General features: G+C 69.9%; 17 protein-coding genes. 11 read left to right on the top strand and 6 right to left on the bottom strand.

The genetic code is table 11. From position 1 onward, the window contains the following. Nucleotides 1-3 precede the first annotated feature (3 nt). The 3 genes from ABTZ89_RS08520 (at nucleotide 4) to ABTZ89_RS08530 (ending at nucleotide 2,134) form a co-directional block, all read left to right on the top strand. On the top strand, nucleotides 4-1,107 hold the full coding sequence (locus ABTZ89_RS08520; protein WP_351041849.1) for a Gfo/Idh/MocA family protein: 1,104 nt from the start codon (nucleotides 4-6) through the stop codon (nucleotides 1,105-1,107). A 111-nt stretch (nucleotides 1,108-1,218) separates the two neighbouring features. Beyond that, entirely contained in the window at nucleotides 1,219-1,434 is a 216-nt protein-coding gene (locus tag ABTZ89_RS08525; RefSeq protein WP_270953575.1) for a helix-turn-helix domain-containing protein, read from the top strand. A 34-nt stretch (nucleotides 1,435-1,468) separates the two neighbouring features. Further along, nucleotides 1,469-2,134: a DUF2461 domain-containing protein gene (locus tag ABTZ89_RS08530; protein ID WP_351041852.1), complete on the top strand. Its 666-nt coding sequence runs from the start codon at nucleotides 1,469-1,471 to the stop codon at nucleotides 2,132-2,134. On the opposite strand, the gene ABTZ89_RS08535 is transcribed toward ABTZ89_RS08530, so the two are convergent. Further along, a complete protein-coding gene (locus tag ABTZ89_RS08535; RefSeq protein WP_270953572.1) occupies nucleotides 2,112-2,474 on the bottom strand; it encodes a VanZ family protein in 363 nt (120 codons plus the stop codon). The two genes, ABTZ89_RS08530 and ABTZ89_RS08535, sit on opposite strands and share 23 nt — an antisense overlap. A gap of 74 nt (nucleotides 2,475-2,548) precedes the next feature. Here ABTZ89_RS08535 and pyk point away from each other — a divergent pair, with 74 nt between their 5' ends. Together pyk and tesB are read left to right on the top strand one after the other, a co-directional pair. Beyond that, the gene (gene pyk / locus ABTZ89_RS08540; RefSeq protein ID WP_270953580.1) at nucleotides 2,549-3,970 is read left to right on the top strand and encodes a pyruvate kinase; all 1,422 of its coding nucleotides are present in this window, start codon (nucleotides 2,549-2,551) and stop codon (nucleotides 3,968-3,970) included. Between the two features lie 76 nt (nucleotides 3,971-4,046). Next, on the top strand, nucleotides 4,047-4,985 hold the full coding sequence (gene tesB, locus ABTZ89_RS08545; RefSeq protein WP_351041856.1) for an acyl-CoA thioesterase II: 939 nt from the start codon (nucleotides 4,047-4,049) through the stop codon (nucleotides 4,983-4,985). 35 nt (nucleotides 4,986-5,020) lie between these two features. Here tesB and ABTZ89_RS08550 read toward each other — a convergent pair whose 3' ends face one another. Beyond that, on the bottom strand, nucleotides 5,021-6,103 hold the full coding sequence (locus tag ABTZ89_RS08550; protein WP_270953568.1) for a 5,10-methylene-tetrahydrofolate dehydrogenase: 1,083 nt from the start codon (nucleotides 6,101-6,103) through the stop codon (nucleotides 5,021-5,023). A 70-nt stretch (nucleotides 6,104-6,173) separates the two neighbouring features. After that, nucleotides 6,174-6,677, bottom strand: a complete 504-nt coding sequence (locus ABTZ89_RS08555; protein ID WP_270953567.1) for an Lrp/AsnC family transcriptional regulator — start codon at nucleotides 6,675-6,677, stop codon at nucleotides 6,174-6,176. A 91-nt stretch (nucleotides 6,678-6,768) separates the two neighbouring features. Here ABTZ89_RS08555 and ABTZ89_RS08560 point away from each other — a divergent pair, with 91 nt between their 5' ends. From ABTZ89_RS08560 to ABTZ89_RS08570, 3 genes are all read left to right on the top strand, one after another. Then, nucleotides 6,769-7,380, top strand: a complete 612-nt coding sequence (locus ABTZ89_RS08560) for a LysE family translocator (protein ID WP_270953566.1) — start codon at nucleotides 6,769-6,771, stop codon at nucleotides 7,378-7,380. 189 nt (nucleotides 7,381-7,569) lie between these two features. Next, nucleotides 7,570-9,078 carry a D-alanyl-D-alanine carboxypeptidase/D-alanyl-D-alanine endopeptidase gene (gene dacB, locus ABTZ89_RS08565; protein ID WP_351041861.1) on the top strand — a complete coding sequence of 503 codons (1,509 nt, stop codon included), beginning with the start codon at nucleotides 7,570-7,572 and terminating at the stop codon, nucleotides 9,076-9,078. A gap of 191 nt (nucleotides 9,079-9,269) precedes the next feature. Beyond that, nucleotides 9,270-9,935, top strand: coding sequence for a DedA family protein (locus ABTZ89_RS08570; protein ID WP_351041864.1), 666 nt, complete (start codon nucleotides 9,270-9,272; stop codon nucleotides 9,933-9,935). A gap of 10 nt (nucleotides 9,936-9,945) precedes the next feature. On the opposite strand, the gene ABTZ89_RS08575 is transcribed toward ABTZ89_RS08570, so the two are convergent. Both ABTZ89_RS08575 and ABTZ89_RS08580 read right to left on the bottom strand, forming a co-directional pair. Next, nucleotides 9,946-10,128: a hypothetical protein gene (locus tag ABTZ89_RS08575; RefSeq protein WP_351041866.1), complete on the bottom strand. Its 183-nt coding sequence runs from the start codon at nucleotides 10,126-10,128 to the stop codon at nucleotides 9,946-9,948. Then, nucleotides 10,125-10,439 (bottom strand): bifunctional 3-phenylpropionate/cinnamic acid dioxygenase ferredoxin subunit, encoded by a 315-nt coding sequence (locus ABTZ89_RS08580; RefSeq protein ID WP_270953562.1) that lies wholly within the window; start codon nucleotides 10,437-10,439, stop codon nucleotides 10,125-10,127. Before ABTZ89_RS08580 ends, ABTZ89_RS08575 begins: the two co-directional genes overlap by 4 nt. A gap of 248 nt (nucleotides 10,440-10,687) precedes the next feature. On the opposite strand from ABTZ89_RS08580, the gene ABTZ89_RS08585 reads away from it, so the two are divergent. From ABTZ89_RS08585 to ABTZ89_RS08595, 3 genes are all read left to right on the top strand, one after another. Next, nucleotides 10,688-13,111, top strand: a complete 2,424-nt coding sequence (locus tag ABTZ89_RS08585) for a GcvT family protein (protein WP_351041869.1) — start codon at nucleotides 10,688-10,690, stop codon at nucleotides 13,109-13,111. Between the two features lie 130 nt (nucleotides 13,112-13,241). Beyond that, nucleotides 13,242-14,363 (top strand): aromatic ring-hydroxylating oxygenase subunit alpha, encoded by a 1,122-nt coding sequence (locus ABTZ89_RS08590; protein WP_351041872.1) that lies wholly within the window; start codon nucleotides 13,242-13,244, stop codon nucleotides 14,361-14,363. Between the two features lie 87 nt (nucleotides 14,364-14,450). After that, nucleotides 14,451-15,179 (top strand): hypothetical protein, encoded by a 729-nt coding sequence (locus ABTZ89_RS08595; RefSeq protein WP_351041874.1) that lies wholly within the window; start codon nucleotides 14,451-14,453, stop codon nucleotides 15,177-15,179. A gap of 127 nt (nucleotides 15,180-15,306) precedes the next feature. Here ABTZ89_RS08595 and ABTZ89_RS08600 read toward each other — a convergent pair whose 3' ends face one another. After that, on the bottom strand, nucleotides 15,307-16,797 hold the full coding sequence (locus ABTZ89_RS08600) for an MFS transporter (RefSeq protein WP_351041877.1): 1,491 nt from the start codon (nucleotides 16,795-16,797) through the stop codon (nucleotides 15,307-15,309). Nucleotides 16,798-16,851 lie beyond the last annotated feature (54 nt).

Genomic DNA, 16,851 nt, shown 5'->3' on the forward strand with positions numbered 1-16,851 from the left:
GTTGTGGACAGGATCAAGGTCGGGATCATCGGGGCGAGCCCGGATAGGGGCTGGGCGGCCCGCGCGCACGTCCCGGCGTTGCGCGCCCTGGACCAGTACGAGCTGACCGCCGTCGCGACCAGCCGTCCGGAGAGCGCCGAGCGCGCGGCGGCGGAGTTCGGCGCCGCGTACGCCTTCGCGGACGCGCGGCAGCTGGCCGATCACCCGGACGTCGACCTGGTCGTCGTGACGGTGCGAGTGCCCAAGCACCTCGAGCTCGTCCAGGCCGCGCTCGACGCGGGCAAGCACGTCTACTGCGAGTGGCCGTTGGCGCGCACCGCGGAGGAAGCCGAAGTCATGGTCGAAGGCGCGCGGTCGGCCGGAGTGCACAACGTGATCGGCCTCCAGGCGTTGCGCGCGCCAGCGATCGTGCGAGCGAAGGAGCTGATCGACCAGGGCGCGTTGGGGCGCATCACCTCGGCCGCCGTGCACAGCGCACGGGGGAAGGGCGCGGCGGGCCGGGTTCCGGAGTGGGCGGCCTACACGTTGCAGTCGGCCAACGCCGCAGGACTGCTGGAAGTCCACGGCGGGCACGTCCTGTCGGTGCTGGACCACCTGCTCGGCGGCATCACCGAGCTGTCCGCGGACCTCGCGTTGCAGCACCCGCACCAGGTCGTGGCCGAGACGGGGCAGGAAGCGCCCGTGGACAGCCCGGACCACCTCGTGCTGAACGCCAGGTCCGGCTCGGGAGCGACGCTGTCGGCCAACGTCCGCGACGCCGAAGCCGCTGACCCGCGGGTCCGGCTGGAGGTGATCGGCACGGAGGGGAGCCTGGCGATCACCTCGACCGGAGCGGAGGACCCGCGAGGCACCCAGATCCAGATGAGCGACCTCGAACTCCGTCGTCCGGCTGAGCCCGGACTCCCGTGGGAGACGGTGCAACTGCCTCAGGCGCTCCCGGCCGTCCAAGAAGCCCGCAACGTCGCGGCTGTCTACGCCGAGATCGCCGAAGGCCTGCGCACGGGAGTGCAGACGGCGCCGGACTTCACCCGGGCCCTGCGCCTGCACCGCGTCCTCGACGCCATCCGCACCTCCGCGAGGACGGGAGCACGCCAGCGGCTGAGCTGAACGCGCACCACCGGCTGGGCTGCCCGCCCGGCCGGTGGTGCTGTCCGCCGCGGAGTCGGACAATGTCCTCGTCCGTTCACCGGGGGGCGAGATGCACGGGTCGGCGTCGTCATGACCGCCCAGCACTACCTGGGCGCATCGGGTCTCGCGCGGCAGCTCGGCGTGACCCGGCAAGACGTGTCGAAGTGGCTCAGCCAGTACCCCGCGACCTCCGAGCACCCGTTCCCGGAACCCGACGTCGAGGTCGACGGCGCCCCGGGATGGACGCTGGAGCGAGTGCCCGAGGTCGAGCTCTGGCGGAGCAGCATCCCCGGGCAGCGCGACTGACCGGCGCTGACCCCGTTGCGGATAAGGTCGGGGCGTGCGGTTCGAGGGTTTTGGGGATGGGGCTGTCGAGTTCTTCGACGGGCTCGAGGCGGACAACTCGAAGGCTTTCTGGGGCGACAACCTGGCCCTCTACAAGGAGCACGTGCGGGCTCCGATGGAGGCGCTGATCGCCGAGCTGGAGCCCGAGTTCGGGCCCGGTTTCGGCTCGGGGAAGGTGTTCCGGCCGCACCGGGACGTGCGGTTCAGCAGGGACAAGTCGCCGTACAAGACGCACTGCGGGGCCGTGATCGAGCAGGGGCGCGGCGGCGGTGCTTACTACGTCGAGGTCGGCGCCGCCGGGATGATGGTCGCCGGCGGCTGCTTCCACACCGAGTCCGACCAGCTCGCGCGCTTCCGGACCGCGGTGGACACCGAGATCCACGGCGAACACCTGCGGCGGCTGCTCGACGAGCTGGCGGCCGCCGGTTGGGAGATCGCGGGGGAGATGTTGAAGAGCCGTCCCCGCGGGTTCGACGCCGATCACCCGAGGCTCGACCTGCTCAAGCACCGGACGCTTTACGCCTTCCAGCGCTGGGAACCCGACGACGCGCTCCACGAGCGAAGCTGCCTGGACCGGGTTCGGGAGGCGTGGACGCACGTCCGCGAGCTCAACCAGTGGTGCGCCGACCACGTCGGGATCACCGAGAAGAAGCGCCGCTGACCTTCCGCACCAGCGCCACGACCGCGCAACCGGCGACCGCGCCCGCGACGTCGACCAAGCCGTCGGCCAGCTCGCAGCTGCGGCCGATCGGCAGCAGGCCCTGCAGCACCTCCGAAGCCGCCGCGTAGCCCACCAGCGCGGGCAGCAGCTTGACCAGCGGGAATCCGGCGATCCGGCCGGTGGCGGCCAGGGCTGCGAACAGCGCGAAGTGCACGACCTTGTCCGTGCCGGGCGGCGCGGACGGCACGCCCGAGGCGGGCATGAACAGGACGAGCAGGCTCGCCAGCGCGACGACGCCGAACGGTATCCGGGTGAGCTGCGTTCTGTAATGATCCAGCAACGATCTCCCCGATGGACCTTCTGCGGGCATGGCGCGTGCTGCGCACGACGGTCAACAGACTAGGCTGGCATGATGTGAGTCGACGAGCCAAGATCGTTTGTACCATGGGCCCTGCCACTGCCTCACCGGAGAAGATGGCAGAGCTCGTCAGCAGCGGAATGGACGTCGCCCGGCTGAACTTCAGCCACGGCAGCCACGCCGATCACCAGCAGGTCTACGACATGGTCCGGGCGGCGGCCAAGGAATCCGGCCGCGCCGTGGGCATTCTCGGCGACCTGCAGGGACCGAAGATCCGACTCGGCAAGTTCGCTGCCGGGCCGGTCGAGTGGCGAACCGGCGACATCGTGCGCATCACTGTGGACGACGTCCAGGGCACCCATGACCGGGTGTCCACCACTTACAAGGGCCTCGCCAACGATGCCAAGAGCGGCGACCGGTTGCTGGTCGACGACGGCAAGGTGGGGCTGGTAGTTACCGGCGTCGAGGACAACGACGTCGTGTGCGAGGTGACCGAAGGCGGTCCGGTTTCGGACAACAAGGGAATCTCGTTGCCGGGCATGGACGTTTCGGTGCCCGCGCTGTCCGAGAAGGACATCGAGGACCTGGAGTTCGCGCTGGAGCTCGGCGTGGACTTCATCGCGCTGTCCTTCGTCCGCAGTCCGGCCGACATCGACCTGGTGCACCAGGTGATGGATCGGGTCGGCCGCCGCGTCCCGGTGATCGCCAAGCTGGAGAAGCCGGAAGCGGTGGACAACCTGGAGGCCATCGTGCTGGCCTTCGACGGCGTCATGGTCGCCCGCGGTGACCTCGGCGTCGAACTCCCCCTGGAACACGTGCCGCTGGTGCAGAAGAAGGCGATCCGGATCGCGCGCGAGAACGCGAAGCCGGTCATCGTCGCCACCCAGATGCTCGATTCCATGATCAACAATTCGCGTCCGACGCGCGCGGAGACCTCCGACGTCGCCAACGCGGTGCTCGACGGCACCGACGCGGTGATGCTCTCCGGGGAGACCAGCGTCGGCCGCTACCCGGTGGAGACCGTGCAGACGATGGCGCGCATCGTCGAAGCGGTCGAGGCCGGGTCGACGGAGCCGCCGCCGCTGAGCCACGTCCCGCGCACCAAGCGCGGCGTGATCTCCTACGCGGCGCGCGACATCGGCGAACGCCTCAACGCCAAGGCCCTGGTGGCCTTCTCGCAGTCCGGCGACACCGTGCGCCGGTTGGCCAGGTTGCACACCCGGCTGCCGCTGCTGGCGTTCACCCCCGAGGAGTCGGTGCGGAGTCAGCTCGCTCTCACTTGGGGGACTGAGACGTTCCTGGTGCCTAAGGTCGACACCACGGACCAGATGGTGCGGCAGGTGGACCAGGCGATGTTGTCCCTGGGCCGCTCGCAGCGCGGTGACATGGTCGTCGTCGTGGCGGGTTCGCCGCCCGGAACGGTCGGTTCGACCAACCTCATCCGCGTGCACCGGTTGGGCGAGGAAGACCACGTCTGATCCGCTGATTCGGACGGGAGCCACCCGGCGCTCCCGTCCGTCTTGACCCGGTGCCAGACCTGATGAGGAGCGCGCTGTGACCGAAGCGGCCCGAGCCGCCGCCGCAGACCCGGCGGGGAACCGGTTGATGGGCGACGTCCCGCTGGACGTCAACGGCATGCCCCACGGCCAGCCGGTGCTGGACAGCCTGGTGGCCCTGCTGGACCTCGAGCGCATCGAGGAGAACATCTTCCGCGGGGTCAGCCCCGCCTCCTCGCCGGTGCGCGTCTTCGGTGGTCAGGTCGCCGGTCAGGCGCTCGTCGCAGCTGGTCGCACGGTGCCGCCGGAGCGGCGGGTGCACTCGCTGCACGCCTACTTCATCCGGCCCGGCGATCCGAGCATCCCGATCGTCTACGAGGTCGACCGCACCCGCGACGGCCGTTCGTTCACCACCCGCCGGGTCGTGGCGGTGCAGCGCGGCAAGGCGATCTTCTCGCTGTCGGCGTCCTTCCAGGTCGACGAGGGCGGCATCGACCACGCCGAGCCGATGCCCGACGTGCCGGACCCGGAGACGCTGCCGACCTACGGCGAGCAGATCGGGTCGCTGGTCGAGAAGCTCGGGAAGGTGCAGCCGCGCCCGATCGACGTGCGCTACGTGACCGACCCGCCGTGGGTGAGCCGCGAGAGCGGGAAGCGCGAAGCGCGCAGCCAGGTGTGGATGCGCGCGGACGGCGTGTTGCCCGACGATGACCTGCTGCACGTGTGCACCGCGGCGTTCGCCTCCGACATGACGCTGCTGGACGCGGTGCTCGCCCGGCACGGCGTGTACTGGGGTCTGGACGACGTCAACGGCGCGAGCCTGGACCACGCGATGTGGTTCCACCGCCGCTTCCGCGCCGACGACTGGCTGCTCTACGACTGCGCCTCGCCCAGCGCCTCCGGCGGCCGAGGCCTGGCGACCGGCCGCTTCTTCTCCCGCGACGGCCAGCTCGTCGCGACCGTCGTCCAGGAAGGCCTCCTCCGCGTCAACACCTGACCCGGCCTGACCTGCTCTGCGTTGCGACGCCGGGCTCAGCCCGCTTCCGCGTGCTGGGCCCGGCGTTGTTCTTCGCGGTAGCCGTAGGCCGCTTGGCGCACGGCGGCGTCGGTTTCCAAGCTCGAGCCGAGCGCTCCGGCGACGAGCGCCATCGAGGCGACCATCCACGCCAGTCGCGCGTAGGCGGCCCAGTCGACGGGGTGGCCGAGCACGCGGGCGAGGACGCCGGCGTCCAGCAAGGTCGCGGCACCGGCCAGGCTCACCAGGTAGACGAGGGCGTAGAGGCAGGCGACGCCCAGGGACAGCGTGGTGATCGTCGAGGTGTTGTAGAGCAGGGCCAACCGCCGGTCGCGGATCGCGCGGCGTCCCACCCGCTCCCACAACCCGTGCGAGGCGATCAACCACACCGTCATCAGCGAGAGCGCGAAGACCGAGGTGGTCAGCGCGCGCAGCGGGCTCAGCACGTCGCCGAGCTGCCAGACCGTCGAGGTGAACAGGCCGAATCCCGCGGCGGCGAGCGCTGCCGCCAACGCGCTGGACAGCCCCCAGACCAATTGCCACGGCCGGTTCGCCCGGACCATGCCGGACACCAGGCGCACCCAGCCCCGCAGCCTCGGGGTGGTGTACCGGACGTCGACCGGTCCGTCGCGGTGGGTGCGGCGCACCGTGCCGGGATCCGTCGGCGGTCCGCTCAGGTGGTGCGGGAGCAGGTCGTCCAGCAACCGGGTCAGCAGCCGGTAGGTGCGGTGGTAGGTCCGGATCGCGCCGAGCGCGGGCAAGGACACGAGCGCGACCCGGCGTCCGGTGCTGACGTCGGCCAGCAGCGCTCCTTTCGCCAGCAGCAGCGGCAGGTCGGTCAGGCAGATCCCGAAGTCCCAGCCCTGCTCGTCGCGGTGCCGGTCGACGGCGTCCAGCAGGTCCTCGCTGGTGCGGTGGTCCGCGGTGAGCGGATCGGAGCGGACGTCGATGGTCCAGCGCTCACCGGTGCGGTGGGACAGCCACTCGGTGATCTGCTCGGACGTGCGGTACCCGACCTGCGCGGGCATGTCGGGGTCGGTGACCAACCCCAGGACGCGTTCGGCCTGCTCCTGCTCCGCCAACCGGACAGCCCTCCCCACCAGCACGTCGCTCCACCCACGGTGGGAGGCCGCGTCGGTCCTCGCAATCTCGCGCTCCGCCGCCGGGTTCTCAGGTGCGGCGGCGGCGTTTCGGGCGCAGGTGTCGGGGCGGGGTCAGGGCCTTGGTGTGCAGCTGTTCCAGGACGATCGAGCTGGTGAAGTGGCGGACCTCGGTGCGCGAGGCCAGCTTGTCGACCAGGAACTCCTGCATGTGCTTGGTGTCGGCCACCGCGATGTGCAGCAGGAAGTCGGCCTGACCGCTGACGTGCAGCAGCGACCGGGTCTCGGGCTGCTTCATCACGAACTCGCGGAACTGGTCGACGACCTGCCGGGTGTGCGGGCGGACGTTGATCGCCACCACCGCCTCCAGCGCCAGTCCGGTCGCGGCCGGGTTGACGTCGATGTGCGACCCGGTGATCACGCCCTGTTCGCGCAGGCGGCGGACTCGTTGCAGGCAACTGGACGCCGCCAGGCCGACCCGTTCGGCGAGCGCGCGGTTGGGCAGCGTCGCATCGTTCTGCAACAGCTCCAAGATCCGCCAGTCGACCGAATCAAGTTCTACTGAGTCCTGCATATCCGAAGATGCTACGGCGCAGGTGGTGAAGCGGCGAACGGGAACCCGAAAATATCGGCACTTCCCAACCACTTCTTTCGAAGGAGGAGTCGTGCACATCGCCTGGGGGCCGTTCCTGCTGGCGCTGCTGGTGATCGTCGTGGTACCGGGTCCCGACTTCGTGCTGGTCACCCGCAATGCGGCGACCGGCGCGCGGTGGGGCTGGTTGGCCGCGGCCGGTTCGACCTGCGGCCTGCTGGTGCACGCGACGGCAGCCACCCTGGGGCTTTCCGCGCTGGTGGTCGCCGTTCCGGCGGCGCTGCTCGTGGTGAAGGCGATCGGCGTGGCCTACCTGGCCTGGATGGGCTTCCAGATCCTGCGCAAGGCCGGCGCCGCTGCCACCCAGGAGCCCGCGCTGGTGGTGCCCACTTCGGGTCGCTCGGTGTTCCTGCGCGGACTGCTGACCGATGTGCTCAACCCCAAGGTCATGCTGACCTTCCTGACGCTGATGCCGCAGGCGATGGACCCGGCCGCCGACCCGATGACCCAGGCCGCCCTGCTCAGCGCGGTCGCGGTGAGCGGTTTCGCGGTGTGGTGGCTGATCGTGGTGCCGTCGGTGCGCTGGCTGTCGGCGCTGCTGGCCGACCCGCGGCGGCGCAAGGTCTTCGAGCGCTGCTGCGGCGGCGCGCTGCTGGCGATGGCCACCTCGATCGCGGTCGCTTGAGTTCGCGTGAGCGGCGATGGTCGTCAGAACCACCATCGCCGCTCACCACGCGCAAATTCCTTTGACGCTCCGTGTCGATCTGTTTACTCTGCATGATCGGGCCGGGTGAGCCGAGGGAGTTGCGCGATGCGTCGACGTTGGGGCTTGGCGTTCGGATTGGTTGCTGCGATGGGGGTTTCGCTCTCCCTCGTGGCTCCCACTGGTGCTGCCCCGACGGGGCCGGACGCGCTGCGCGCGGACCTCGACGAGATCCTCGCCGACCCGCGGCTGGACGGTTCGCACGCGGGAGTGGTGGTCCGCGATCCCGCGACCGACGAAGTCCTCTACAGCAGGCAGGCCGCGGCGCGGGCCACTCCGGCGTCCAACGCGAAGCTGCTGACCTCGGCCGCCGCGCTGGAGGCGCTCGGTCCGGACTACGAGTTCCGGACCGAGGTCGTCACCGGCGCGCAGCAGGTCGGTCCTGTTCTGCTCGGCGATCTGCACCTGCGCGGCACCGGTGATCCGACGGTGCTCGCCGCCGACTACGACCGGCTGGCCGAGCAGGTGGCGGCGTCCGGGATCCGCGTGGTGCAGGGCGGTTTGCGCACCGACGACACCTGGTTCGACGACGTGCCGCTGGGTACCGGGTGGGCCTGGGACGACGAGCCCTACTACTACTCGGCGCGGATCTCGGCGTTGACCGCGGCGCCGGACACCGACTTCGACGCCGGAACCGCGAAGGTGCTGGTCAGCCCGACGGTCGAGGGGCAGCCCGCCCGGGTTCGGCTGGATCCGCCGACCGACGTCGTGCAGATCGACAACCGGACCACCACGTCCGCTCCGGACGGTGCGCCGGACGTCGCGGTGGAGCGCGATCACGGCGGATCGCGGGTGGTGGTGAGCGGGTCGGTTCCAGCCGGAGCGGAGCCGGTCGAGGACTTCACCACCGTGCCGGATCCCTCCGCCTACGCCGCCGACGTGTTCGCCAAAGCCCTTGCCGCGCACGGCGTCCAGGTGCGCAACGCGGGGGAGGGGGTGGCGCCGGACGGCGCGCGGGTGCTGGCTGACCGGCGGTCGATGCCGTTGCGCGAGCTGCTCGTGCCGTTCATGAAGCTGAGCAACAACGGGCACGCCGAAGTGCTGATCAAGGCGATGGGCCGGGAGGTCCGCGGCGAAGGCAGCTGGGCGGCCGGCTTGGAGGTGCTGGACGAGAAGCTGCGCGGGCTGGGGCTCTCGCCGGAGGTGCTGCGCATGGTCGACGGTTCCGGTCTGTCCACGATGGACAACGTGCCGCCGGAACAGCTGACCGTGCTGCTCGACAACGCTCGCGAGCGCCCCTGGTTCCGGTCCTGGTACGACTCGCTGCCGGTGGCGGGTGTCGCGGACCGCATGGTCGGCGGCACGCTGCGCAACCGGATGGGCGGGACGGCGGCGGAGAACAACGTGCACGCCAAGACGGGTTCGCTGACCGGCGTGACCTCGCTGTCCGGGTACGTGACCGCGGCGAACGGTCGCGAGCTGGTGTTCTCGGTGATGTTCAACGACTTCGTCTCCGACGCCCCGCAGGACCTGGAGGACGCGATCGCCATCCGCCTCGCGGAGTACCGGGGCGCCGACGATCAGCAGCGCGGCCGACCACCGGTGCCGCAGCAGAGAGTCCAGCAGAACGCCAAGGTCTACCAAGGTGACTTGGAGTGCTCCTGGGTCAAGGCCTGCTGAGCGCCGGGTTTCGCCGGAGGACTACTGCGCGTGGTGGTGTGGACGCGTTTTCACAGGTAGCGGCGCTACATTAAGACGAAGGTGTGACTTCAGTCTCAGGGTTGGCTAGGGGGCATTACGGACACCCGGCGCTTATTGCGCCGGTAGCGTGACGGGGGTAGTTGAAGCCCCCCGCCCGAGGAGCCCGTCCCGTGACCTTCATCAGCGACGTTCTGGCAGCTGTCGGAAGCCTGCCGAAGCCGCTACTGGTACTGGTGACCGGAGCTCTCGTCCTCGGCGAATGCACCATCGGACTGGGTTTCCTGGTGCCGGGTGAGAGCGGACTGCTGATCGCCTCGGCCGCGGTCACCGACGTGGGCTTCTTCTTCGTGCTGGCCGGAGTCGTCGCGCTGTGCGCGGCCATCGGGGACAACATCGGGTTCTGGCTGGGCCGCCGGTACCGGCTGAAGATGCGCGAGACCAAGGTGGTTCGCAAGCTCGGGCAGCAGCACTGGGACCGGGCCGGGCAGCTGCTGTGCAAGTGGGGGATCGGCGCGGTGCTGCTGGGCCGCTTCCTGCCGGTGGTGCGCACGCTGATGCCGGCGGCGGCCGGGGCCAGCGGGATGTCCTACCCGCGGTTCGCGGTGACCTCGCTGATCGGCGCGGTCGCCTGGTCCGCGACGCACGTGAGCATCGGTTGGCTGGCCGGGGCGTCCGCGAAGTACATCGAGGACGCGCTGGGGCGGGCGAGCTGGATCTTGGCTGCAGTGGTCGTCGTGGTGGGCGTGGCGATCTGGCTCGGGCGCCGCAAGCGCGGGGCGAAGCAGCCCGAGGTCGTGCCGGAGGAGACTGAGGAGGACGTCGAGTCCGCCGCCTGAGCGGCGGGGCTCAAGCGCGCAGCGCGGCGAGTTGTTTGCGGTGCCTGGTGAACAGCTTCGGGTTGTTCATGGCCAGGACGCCGGTCTGCTCGCCGTCGCGTCGGTGTGCAGCGCCGCGCACGCCGCCCCCAGTTCTTCGCCGATGACGTGCGCCAACCACTTCGCCGGTGCCGAGGATCGCGACCGTCCTCATGCGACCTCCGCGGTCTGGGTCTCGACGTAGACCATCCCGTCGGCGATCTGCACCGGGTAGGTCCGCACCGGCTTCTTGGCGGGCAGGCCGCACGGCAGCCCGGTTCGCAGGTCGAACGCCGCCGCGTGCAGCGGGCACTCGACCCGGCAGTCCTCCACCCAGCCCTCCGCCAGCGAGGCGTCCTGGTGGGTGCAGGTGTCGTCGATCGCGAACAGCTCGCCCTCGACGTTGAACACCGCGATCGGCACGTGCGCGTCGATGCGGACGGACTCGCCGGGGGGAAGCTCGGACAGGGAGCAGGCTTCGAACATCAGGACCTCCGTTGCGCTATCCAGAACACGGAGTGCAATGCGCAACAATGTGCGGCTCGGATCAGGGGCGCGTCAAGGGGGTTCTGCCGATTCTTCGTCCGTGACGTCCATCCGTGTTACGCGGCGGAAAAACTCGGCTTCCGCACTTGACGGCGACGGGGGTCGCCGGTGACCGTGTTGCTCGTATCGGAACTCGGCGCGCATAGCGCAACACCCTCCCCATCGCTCGACGAGCCCTGGAGGCACCCATGGGCACTCAGCCCCGCGTGGTCGTCATCGGAGCCGGAATCGTCGGTTGCGCCATCGCCGACGAGCTCACCGAACGCGGCTGGACCGACATCACCGTCCTCGAGAAGGGCCCGCTGTTCGCCACCGGGGGCTCCACCTCGCACGCGCCGGGGCTGGTGTTCCAGGCCAACCCGTGCCGGACCATGACCCGCTTCGCCGCGTACACCGCGCAGAAGTACCGCGAGCTCGAGGGCGAGTGGTGCTTCCAGCCGCTCGGCGGCCTCGAGGTCGCGGCCTCGCCGGAGCGGTGGAACGAGGCGAAGCGGCGGCACGGCTGGCTGACCTCGTGGGGCGTGGAGAGCTTCCTGCGCGACCCCGGCGAGTGCGCCGAACTGCACCCGCTGGTCGACCCCGCGCGCATCCAAGGCGGGCTGCACATCCCCACCGATGGCCTGGCCAAACCGGTCCGCGCCGCCGAGGCCCAGGCGCGGCGCGCGATGGCCCGCGGCGCGCGGTTCCTGTCCGGTCAGCAGGTCGTCTCCGTGGAGCGCAGCGCAGGCCGGGTCACCGCAGTGGTGACCGATCAGGACCGCTTCGCCGCGGACGTGGTGCTCTCCTGCGCGGGCATGTGGGGTCCGCTGATCGGCGCGCTGGTCGACCTGGACGTCCCGCTGGTGCCGATGGCGCACCAGTACGCCAAGACCGGGCCGCTGGCCTCGCTGACCGGCCGCAACGACGAGCGCACCGAGGCCGGACTGCCGATCCTGCGGCACCAGGACGGCGACCTGTACTTCCGGGAGCACGTCGACCGGATCGGCATCGGCTACTACGGGCACCGGCCGATGCCGATCGACCCCGCGGCCATCCGCGAGTCGGGTTCGGCGGTGATGCCCTCGATCGAGCCGTTCACCGCGGAGGACTTCCAGCCGGCCTGGGACGACGCGCGGACGCTGCTGCCGGAGCTGGCCGAGACCGAGGTCGTCGAAGGCATCAACGGCCTGTTCTCCTTCACCCCGGACGGCATGCCGCTGCTCGGCGAGCACCCCGACCTGCGCGGGTTCTGGGTCGCCGAGGCCGTGTGGATCACGCACTCGGCGGGCGTGGCGCGGGCGATGGCGCAGTGGCTGGTCGACGGGCAACCGGCCGAATCGCTGCACTCCTGCGACCTCAACCGGTTCGAAACCGCCCAGCGCAGCCCGGAATACGTGCTGGAGCGCAGCTGCCGCAGCTTCGTCGAGGTCTACGACGTCCTGCACCCGTTGGAACCCGGCCAGGAGCCGCGCCCGGTTCGGACCAGCCCGTTCTACGAGCGGCAGCAGGAACTCGGCGCGGTGTTCCTCGAAGCGTCGGGCTGGGAACGGCCGCACTGGTACGAGGCGAACGCCGAGCTGCCGGAGGTGGCCGAAGTCCCGCCGCGCGGCGAGTGGGCGTCCCGGTTCTGGTCGCCGATCGCCGGTGCGGAAGCGCTGGTCACCCGCAAGCGGGTGGCGATGTTCGACATGACCCCGCTCAAGCGGCTGGAGGTCGCCGGGCCGGGTGCGCTCGACTTCCTGCAGTGGCTGACCACCAACAACCTGGCCAAGAAGCCCGGTTCGGTGACCTACGCGCTGTCGCTGGACGAGGCCGGGGGAGTGCGCAGCGATCTGACGGTGGCGCGGCTGTCCGAGCAGCGCTTCCAGGTCGGCGCCAACGGCAACCTCGACCTGGAGTGGCTGCGCAGGCACGCGCCGTCCGACGTGCAGGTCCGCGACATCACGCCCGGCACGTGCTGCATCGGCGTGTGGGGGCCGCTCGCGCGCGAACTGGTGCAACCGCTGACCGGCACCGATTTCTCCCACGAGGGCTTCGGTTTCTTCAAGAACAAGGCGGCGTTCGTCGGCGGTGTTCCGGTGACCGCGATGCGACTGTCCTATGTGGGCGAACTCGGCTGGGAGCTCTACACCGCGGCGGACCAGGGGCGGAAGCTGTGGGACGTGCTGTGGGAAGCGGGGCAGCGGCTCGGCGTGATCGCGGCCGGGCGCAGCGCTTTCAACAGCCTGCGGTTGGAGAAGGGCTACCGGTCGTGGGGTGCGGACATGACCACCGAGCACGATCCGTTCGAAGCAGGCCTGGGTTTCGCCGTCCGGACGGACAAGGACTTCCTGGGCCGCGCGGCGCTGGCCGAGCGCGAAGGTGACCGCCGGCTCTGCCCGCTGCTGCTCGAAGACCGCGAAGCCGTGGTCATGGGTTCCGAGCCGGTCCACGTCGATGGCCGACCGGTCGGCTACGTCACGAGCGCGGCCTACGGCTACACCATCGGCGCGAGCATCGCCTACGCCTGGCTGCCGAGTTCCCTGGCCGTGCCCGGAACCCGCGCCGACGTCGAGTACTTCGGCGAACGCCTGCCCGCGGTGGTCGCCGAAGAACCCCTGTTCGACCCCGAGATGAAGCGCCTACGAAGCTGAACCGTCCTCGGTTCCCGCAAATTCAATGGAAATCAGACGTCCAATTTCCATTGAACTTGCGGAAGTCACGCACCGCGCGCACAACGAGAAGTTCAACGGAAATCGCGTTGACCAGGTTCTGGAGGGATGCATGACCACGACGGACCGGCAGGCCAGTCTCATCTCCACGCTGCCCGGCCACTTCTACACCGACCCGGACCTGTTCGCGCTGGAGCAGGACCGGATCTTCCACACCTCGTGGTTCTGCGCCGTGCGCACCGCGGACCTGGCCGAGCCGGGTCGGTTCCGGACCGTCCAGGTGGGGCGCGAGAGCGTGCTCGTCGCGCGGGGCAGGGACGGTGCGCTGCGGGCATTCCTCAACATCTGTCGGCACCGCGGCGCACAGCTGTGCACAGCGGAATCCGGTCAGGTCAAGCGCAGTTTCCAGTGCCCGTACCACGCCTGGACCTACGGCACCGACGGCAAGCTGGTCGCCGCCCCGAACCTCACCTCGATGCCGGACGTCGACCGGACCGAGTACGGCCTGGTCCCGGTGGCGCTGCGGGAATGGCTCGGATACGCCTGGCTGTGCCTGGCCGACGAGCCGCCGTCGTTCGAGGAGCAGGTCGTCGGCGCGGTGGCGGAGCGGCTCGGCGGCACCGAGGTGATCGACGGCTACGGCGTGGACGGCCTGTCGCTGGGCCGCCGCATCAGCTACGACGTGCGCGCCAACTGGAAGCTGATCATCGAGAACTTCATGGAGTGCTACCACTGCGCCACCATCCACCCCGAGCTCACCGAGGTGCTGCCGGAGTTCGCCGACGGCTACGCGGCCCAGTACTACGTCGGCCACGGCGCGGAGTTCGGGGCGGAGGTGGAGGGGTTCACAGTGGACGGAACCGGTGGTTTCGGTCGCCTGGACGGAGTCGGCGACGAGCACGACCGCCGCTACTACGCGATCACCGTCCGCCCCCAGGTGTTCGTGAACCTGGTGCCGGACCACGTGATCGTGCACCGCATGTTCCCCCTCGCGGTGGACCGGACCCTGGTCGAGTGCGACTGGCTCTACGCGCCGGAAGTCCTCGACGCGGGGCACGACATCTCCCGCTCGGTGGAGCTGTTCCACCGGGTCAACGAGCAGGACTTCGAAGCCTGCGAACGCTGCCAACCGGCGATGAGCTCCCGCGCCTACGCGGCCGGAGGAGTCCTGGTCCCCTCCGAACACCACATCGGCGAGTTCCACGACTGGCTCCGCACCGAGCTGGGCCTCTGACGTGATTGGTGTCCGCGAGTGCGCATCGGACATCGCAGCGCGTCGAACCGCGTGAAAACAGGTGGACGTCCTGCTTAGCCTGGGGATGTGTCCAGCAGTCTGAGCATTTCGGTGATCCTTCCCGAGGACTCCGCCTGGAACCAGGTGGAGACCAAGATCTGCGTCGACGGTCAGGACCTGATCGGACCGGAGTTCGACGAGGGGCCGAGACTCGATCCCGAGGTCCTGCTGGGGCCGGACAGCCCACTGCTGCCCGAGGACGAGCCACGCGAGGTGATGCTCGCCGAAGCCGAGTGCACGTGGGGCTGCTGCGGCGCAGTCTTCGTCCGCATCAGCCGCGATGGCGACCAGATCGTCTGGGACGAGTGGCGCAACCCCGACTCAGAGCTGTCGCTGCCTGAGATCCGTTTCGATTCGGCGCAGTACGAAGCCGAGCTCGCCCGCGCCGATCGCGAACGCTCCTGGGAATGGTCGGGCTGGACGGTGGCGAGGCTGCTGACGAGCAGGCTCCGCGAGGAACCGAGCGTGCTGTGGCAGTGGGACAGCAGCCTGGACTGGGGACGATCCAGACCGGATACCCGCGATCACGTGGATCTGGCGTTCACCTCGCCGCCCAGACAGGTGATCACCGATCGCTGGCGGGACTCCGGCGAGCTCATCGATTACGACCAGTTCCTCGTGCGATTCCAGGTGAGCCCGGAGCTTCCCGGAAAGCAGGTCGAACGGATCGTCGAGGAGTTGCGGGCCAGCGATCCCCGCAAGCAGGCCGAGGTCTGCGGTGGTTACAGAGCTCCACGCAGATCCTCTGTCGAGTAGGAGCTCTTCACCCCTCGCTTGAGCAGGTGGACCAGCGGGCGCGGAGCAATCGGGTCCGCCGAGTCTTCGCGGTAATGCACTGCGCGGAGGTCCGGACCGACTGCTCACGATTAATATCCACGAGTACTCATCGGTCGTCGTAGCCGGGACGTCCCGGTGAGGCGTCGACGGCGGTTCGCGGGCTGTCGACGTCTCGGCGCTGCACCAGGAAACACAGGACGGCGCCGATCGCGATCACGGCGATGGGCAGCACCAGAGTCGGTTGCACCGCGCGGACGACTCCGTGCTCGAAGACCGACACCGCCGTCTGCTGGAGCTGGTGGGCGAGGCCCGCCGATGTGCCCGGTGGCGGTGGGAACGCCGTACCGGTCCGCCCGACTTCCAGTCCGCCCTTCGCGGCGTCGTCGAAACCGGCCACGAACCGCTCGCGGATTCCGGCCGGCAGACCGGCGGCTTGGCGGGCTGCTTCGTCGTGGAGCGATGCGGCCAGGCGGTTCTGCAGCACGGCGCCGACCGCGGCGCTGCCGATGACCGTGCCGACCTGGCGGATCGTGTTCAGCACGCCGGAGGCGGCTCCGGCCATCCGGGGTTCCACGCCGTACATCGCGACCGCGACCATCGGTCCGAACACGCAGCCGATGCCGAGCCCCGCGACGATCAGCGCTGGCTGGAGCTCCCACCAGGTGCGGTCGGCTACGGTGATCCAGCTCAGCCAGGCCAACCCGGCCGCGAACAGCGCTAGACCGCACATCAGGACGTACTTGCCGCCGACCCGGTCGGCCATCCGGCCCGAGACCGGCGACAGCAACGCCGACACGATCATCGCCGGTGCCATCACCAGCCCGGCCTCCAACGCGCTGAAGGCCAGCACCGACTGCAGGTAGATCATCACCGGCAGGAACAGGCCGATCATCCCGACCTGGACGGTCGCGGACACGAAGCTCATGACCGCGTAGTTGCGGTCGCGGAAGAGCGCGAAGGGCAGCAGCGGTTCACCGCGCTGCCGGGTCCGCTGGTGGACCAGGAACACCGCGAGCAGCAGCGCGCCGCCGATCAGCAGCGCCCAGATCCCGGCGTTCCACCCGTACCGCTGGCCTTCGGTGAGCGCGAAGGTCAAGCCGGCCAGCGCCGCTGCGGCGAGCAGGACGCCGGGCAGGTCCAGCTTGTGGCGGGTACCGCGCCGGCCCCCGGGCACGAGGGTGGCGGCCATCGCCAGCACGGCTGCGCCGATCGGGACGTTGACGAAGAAGATCCACCGCCAGCCGGCCGTGCTGACGAGGAGTCCGCCCAGCGTGGGCCCGGCGATCGTGGCCACGCCCGCGACCGCGCCCCACACGCCGAGCGCCGCACCCCGGCGCGCGGGCGGGAAGACGTCGATGATGATGGCCATGGTCTGCGGCATCAGGGCCGCCGCGCCCAGCCCCTGCAGCGCCCGGGCCGCGATGAGCTCGGTCGCCCCCTGGGACAGTCCACACAGGACGGAGGCGGCGGTGAAGAGCGCGACGCCGCCGATGAACATGGTGCGCGGTCCGCGCGCATCTCCGAGCCGACCGAACACGATCAGCAGTGCGGCGAGGACGAGGACGTAGACGTTGATCACCCACAGCACCTCGTCCAACGAGGCCCGCAGGAACGTGAAGGCGGACTACGTCAAGCACCTGTGGAACGTGGT

This window comes from Saccharopolyspora sp. NPDC002686 (assembly GCF_040295745.1).
Classification (GTDB): domain Bacteria; phylum Actinomycetota; class Actinomycetes; order Mycobacteriales; family Pseudonocardiaceae; genus Saccharopolyspora; species Saccharopolyspora oryzae.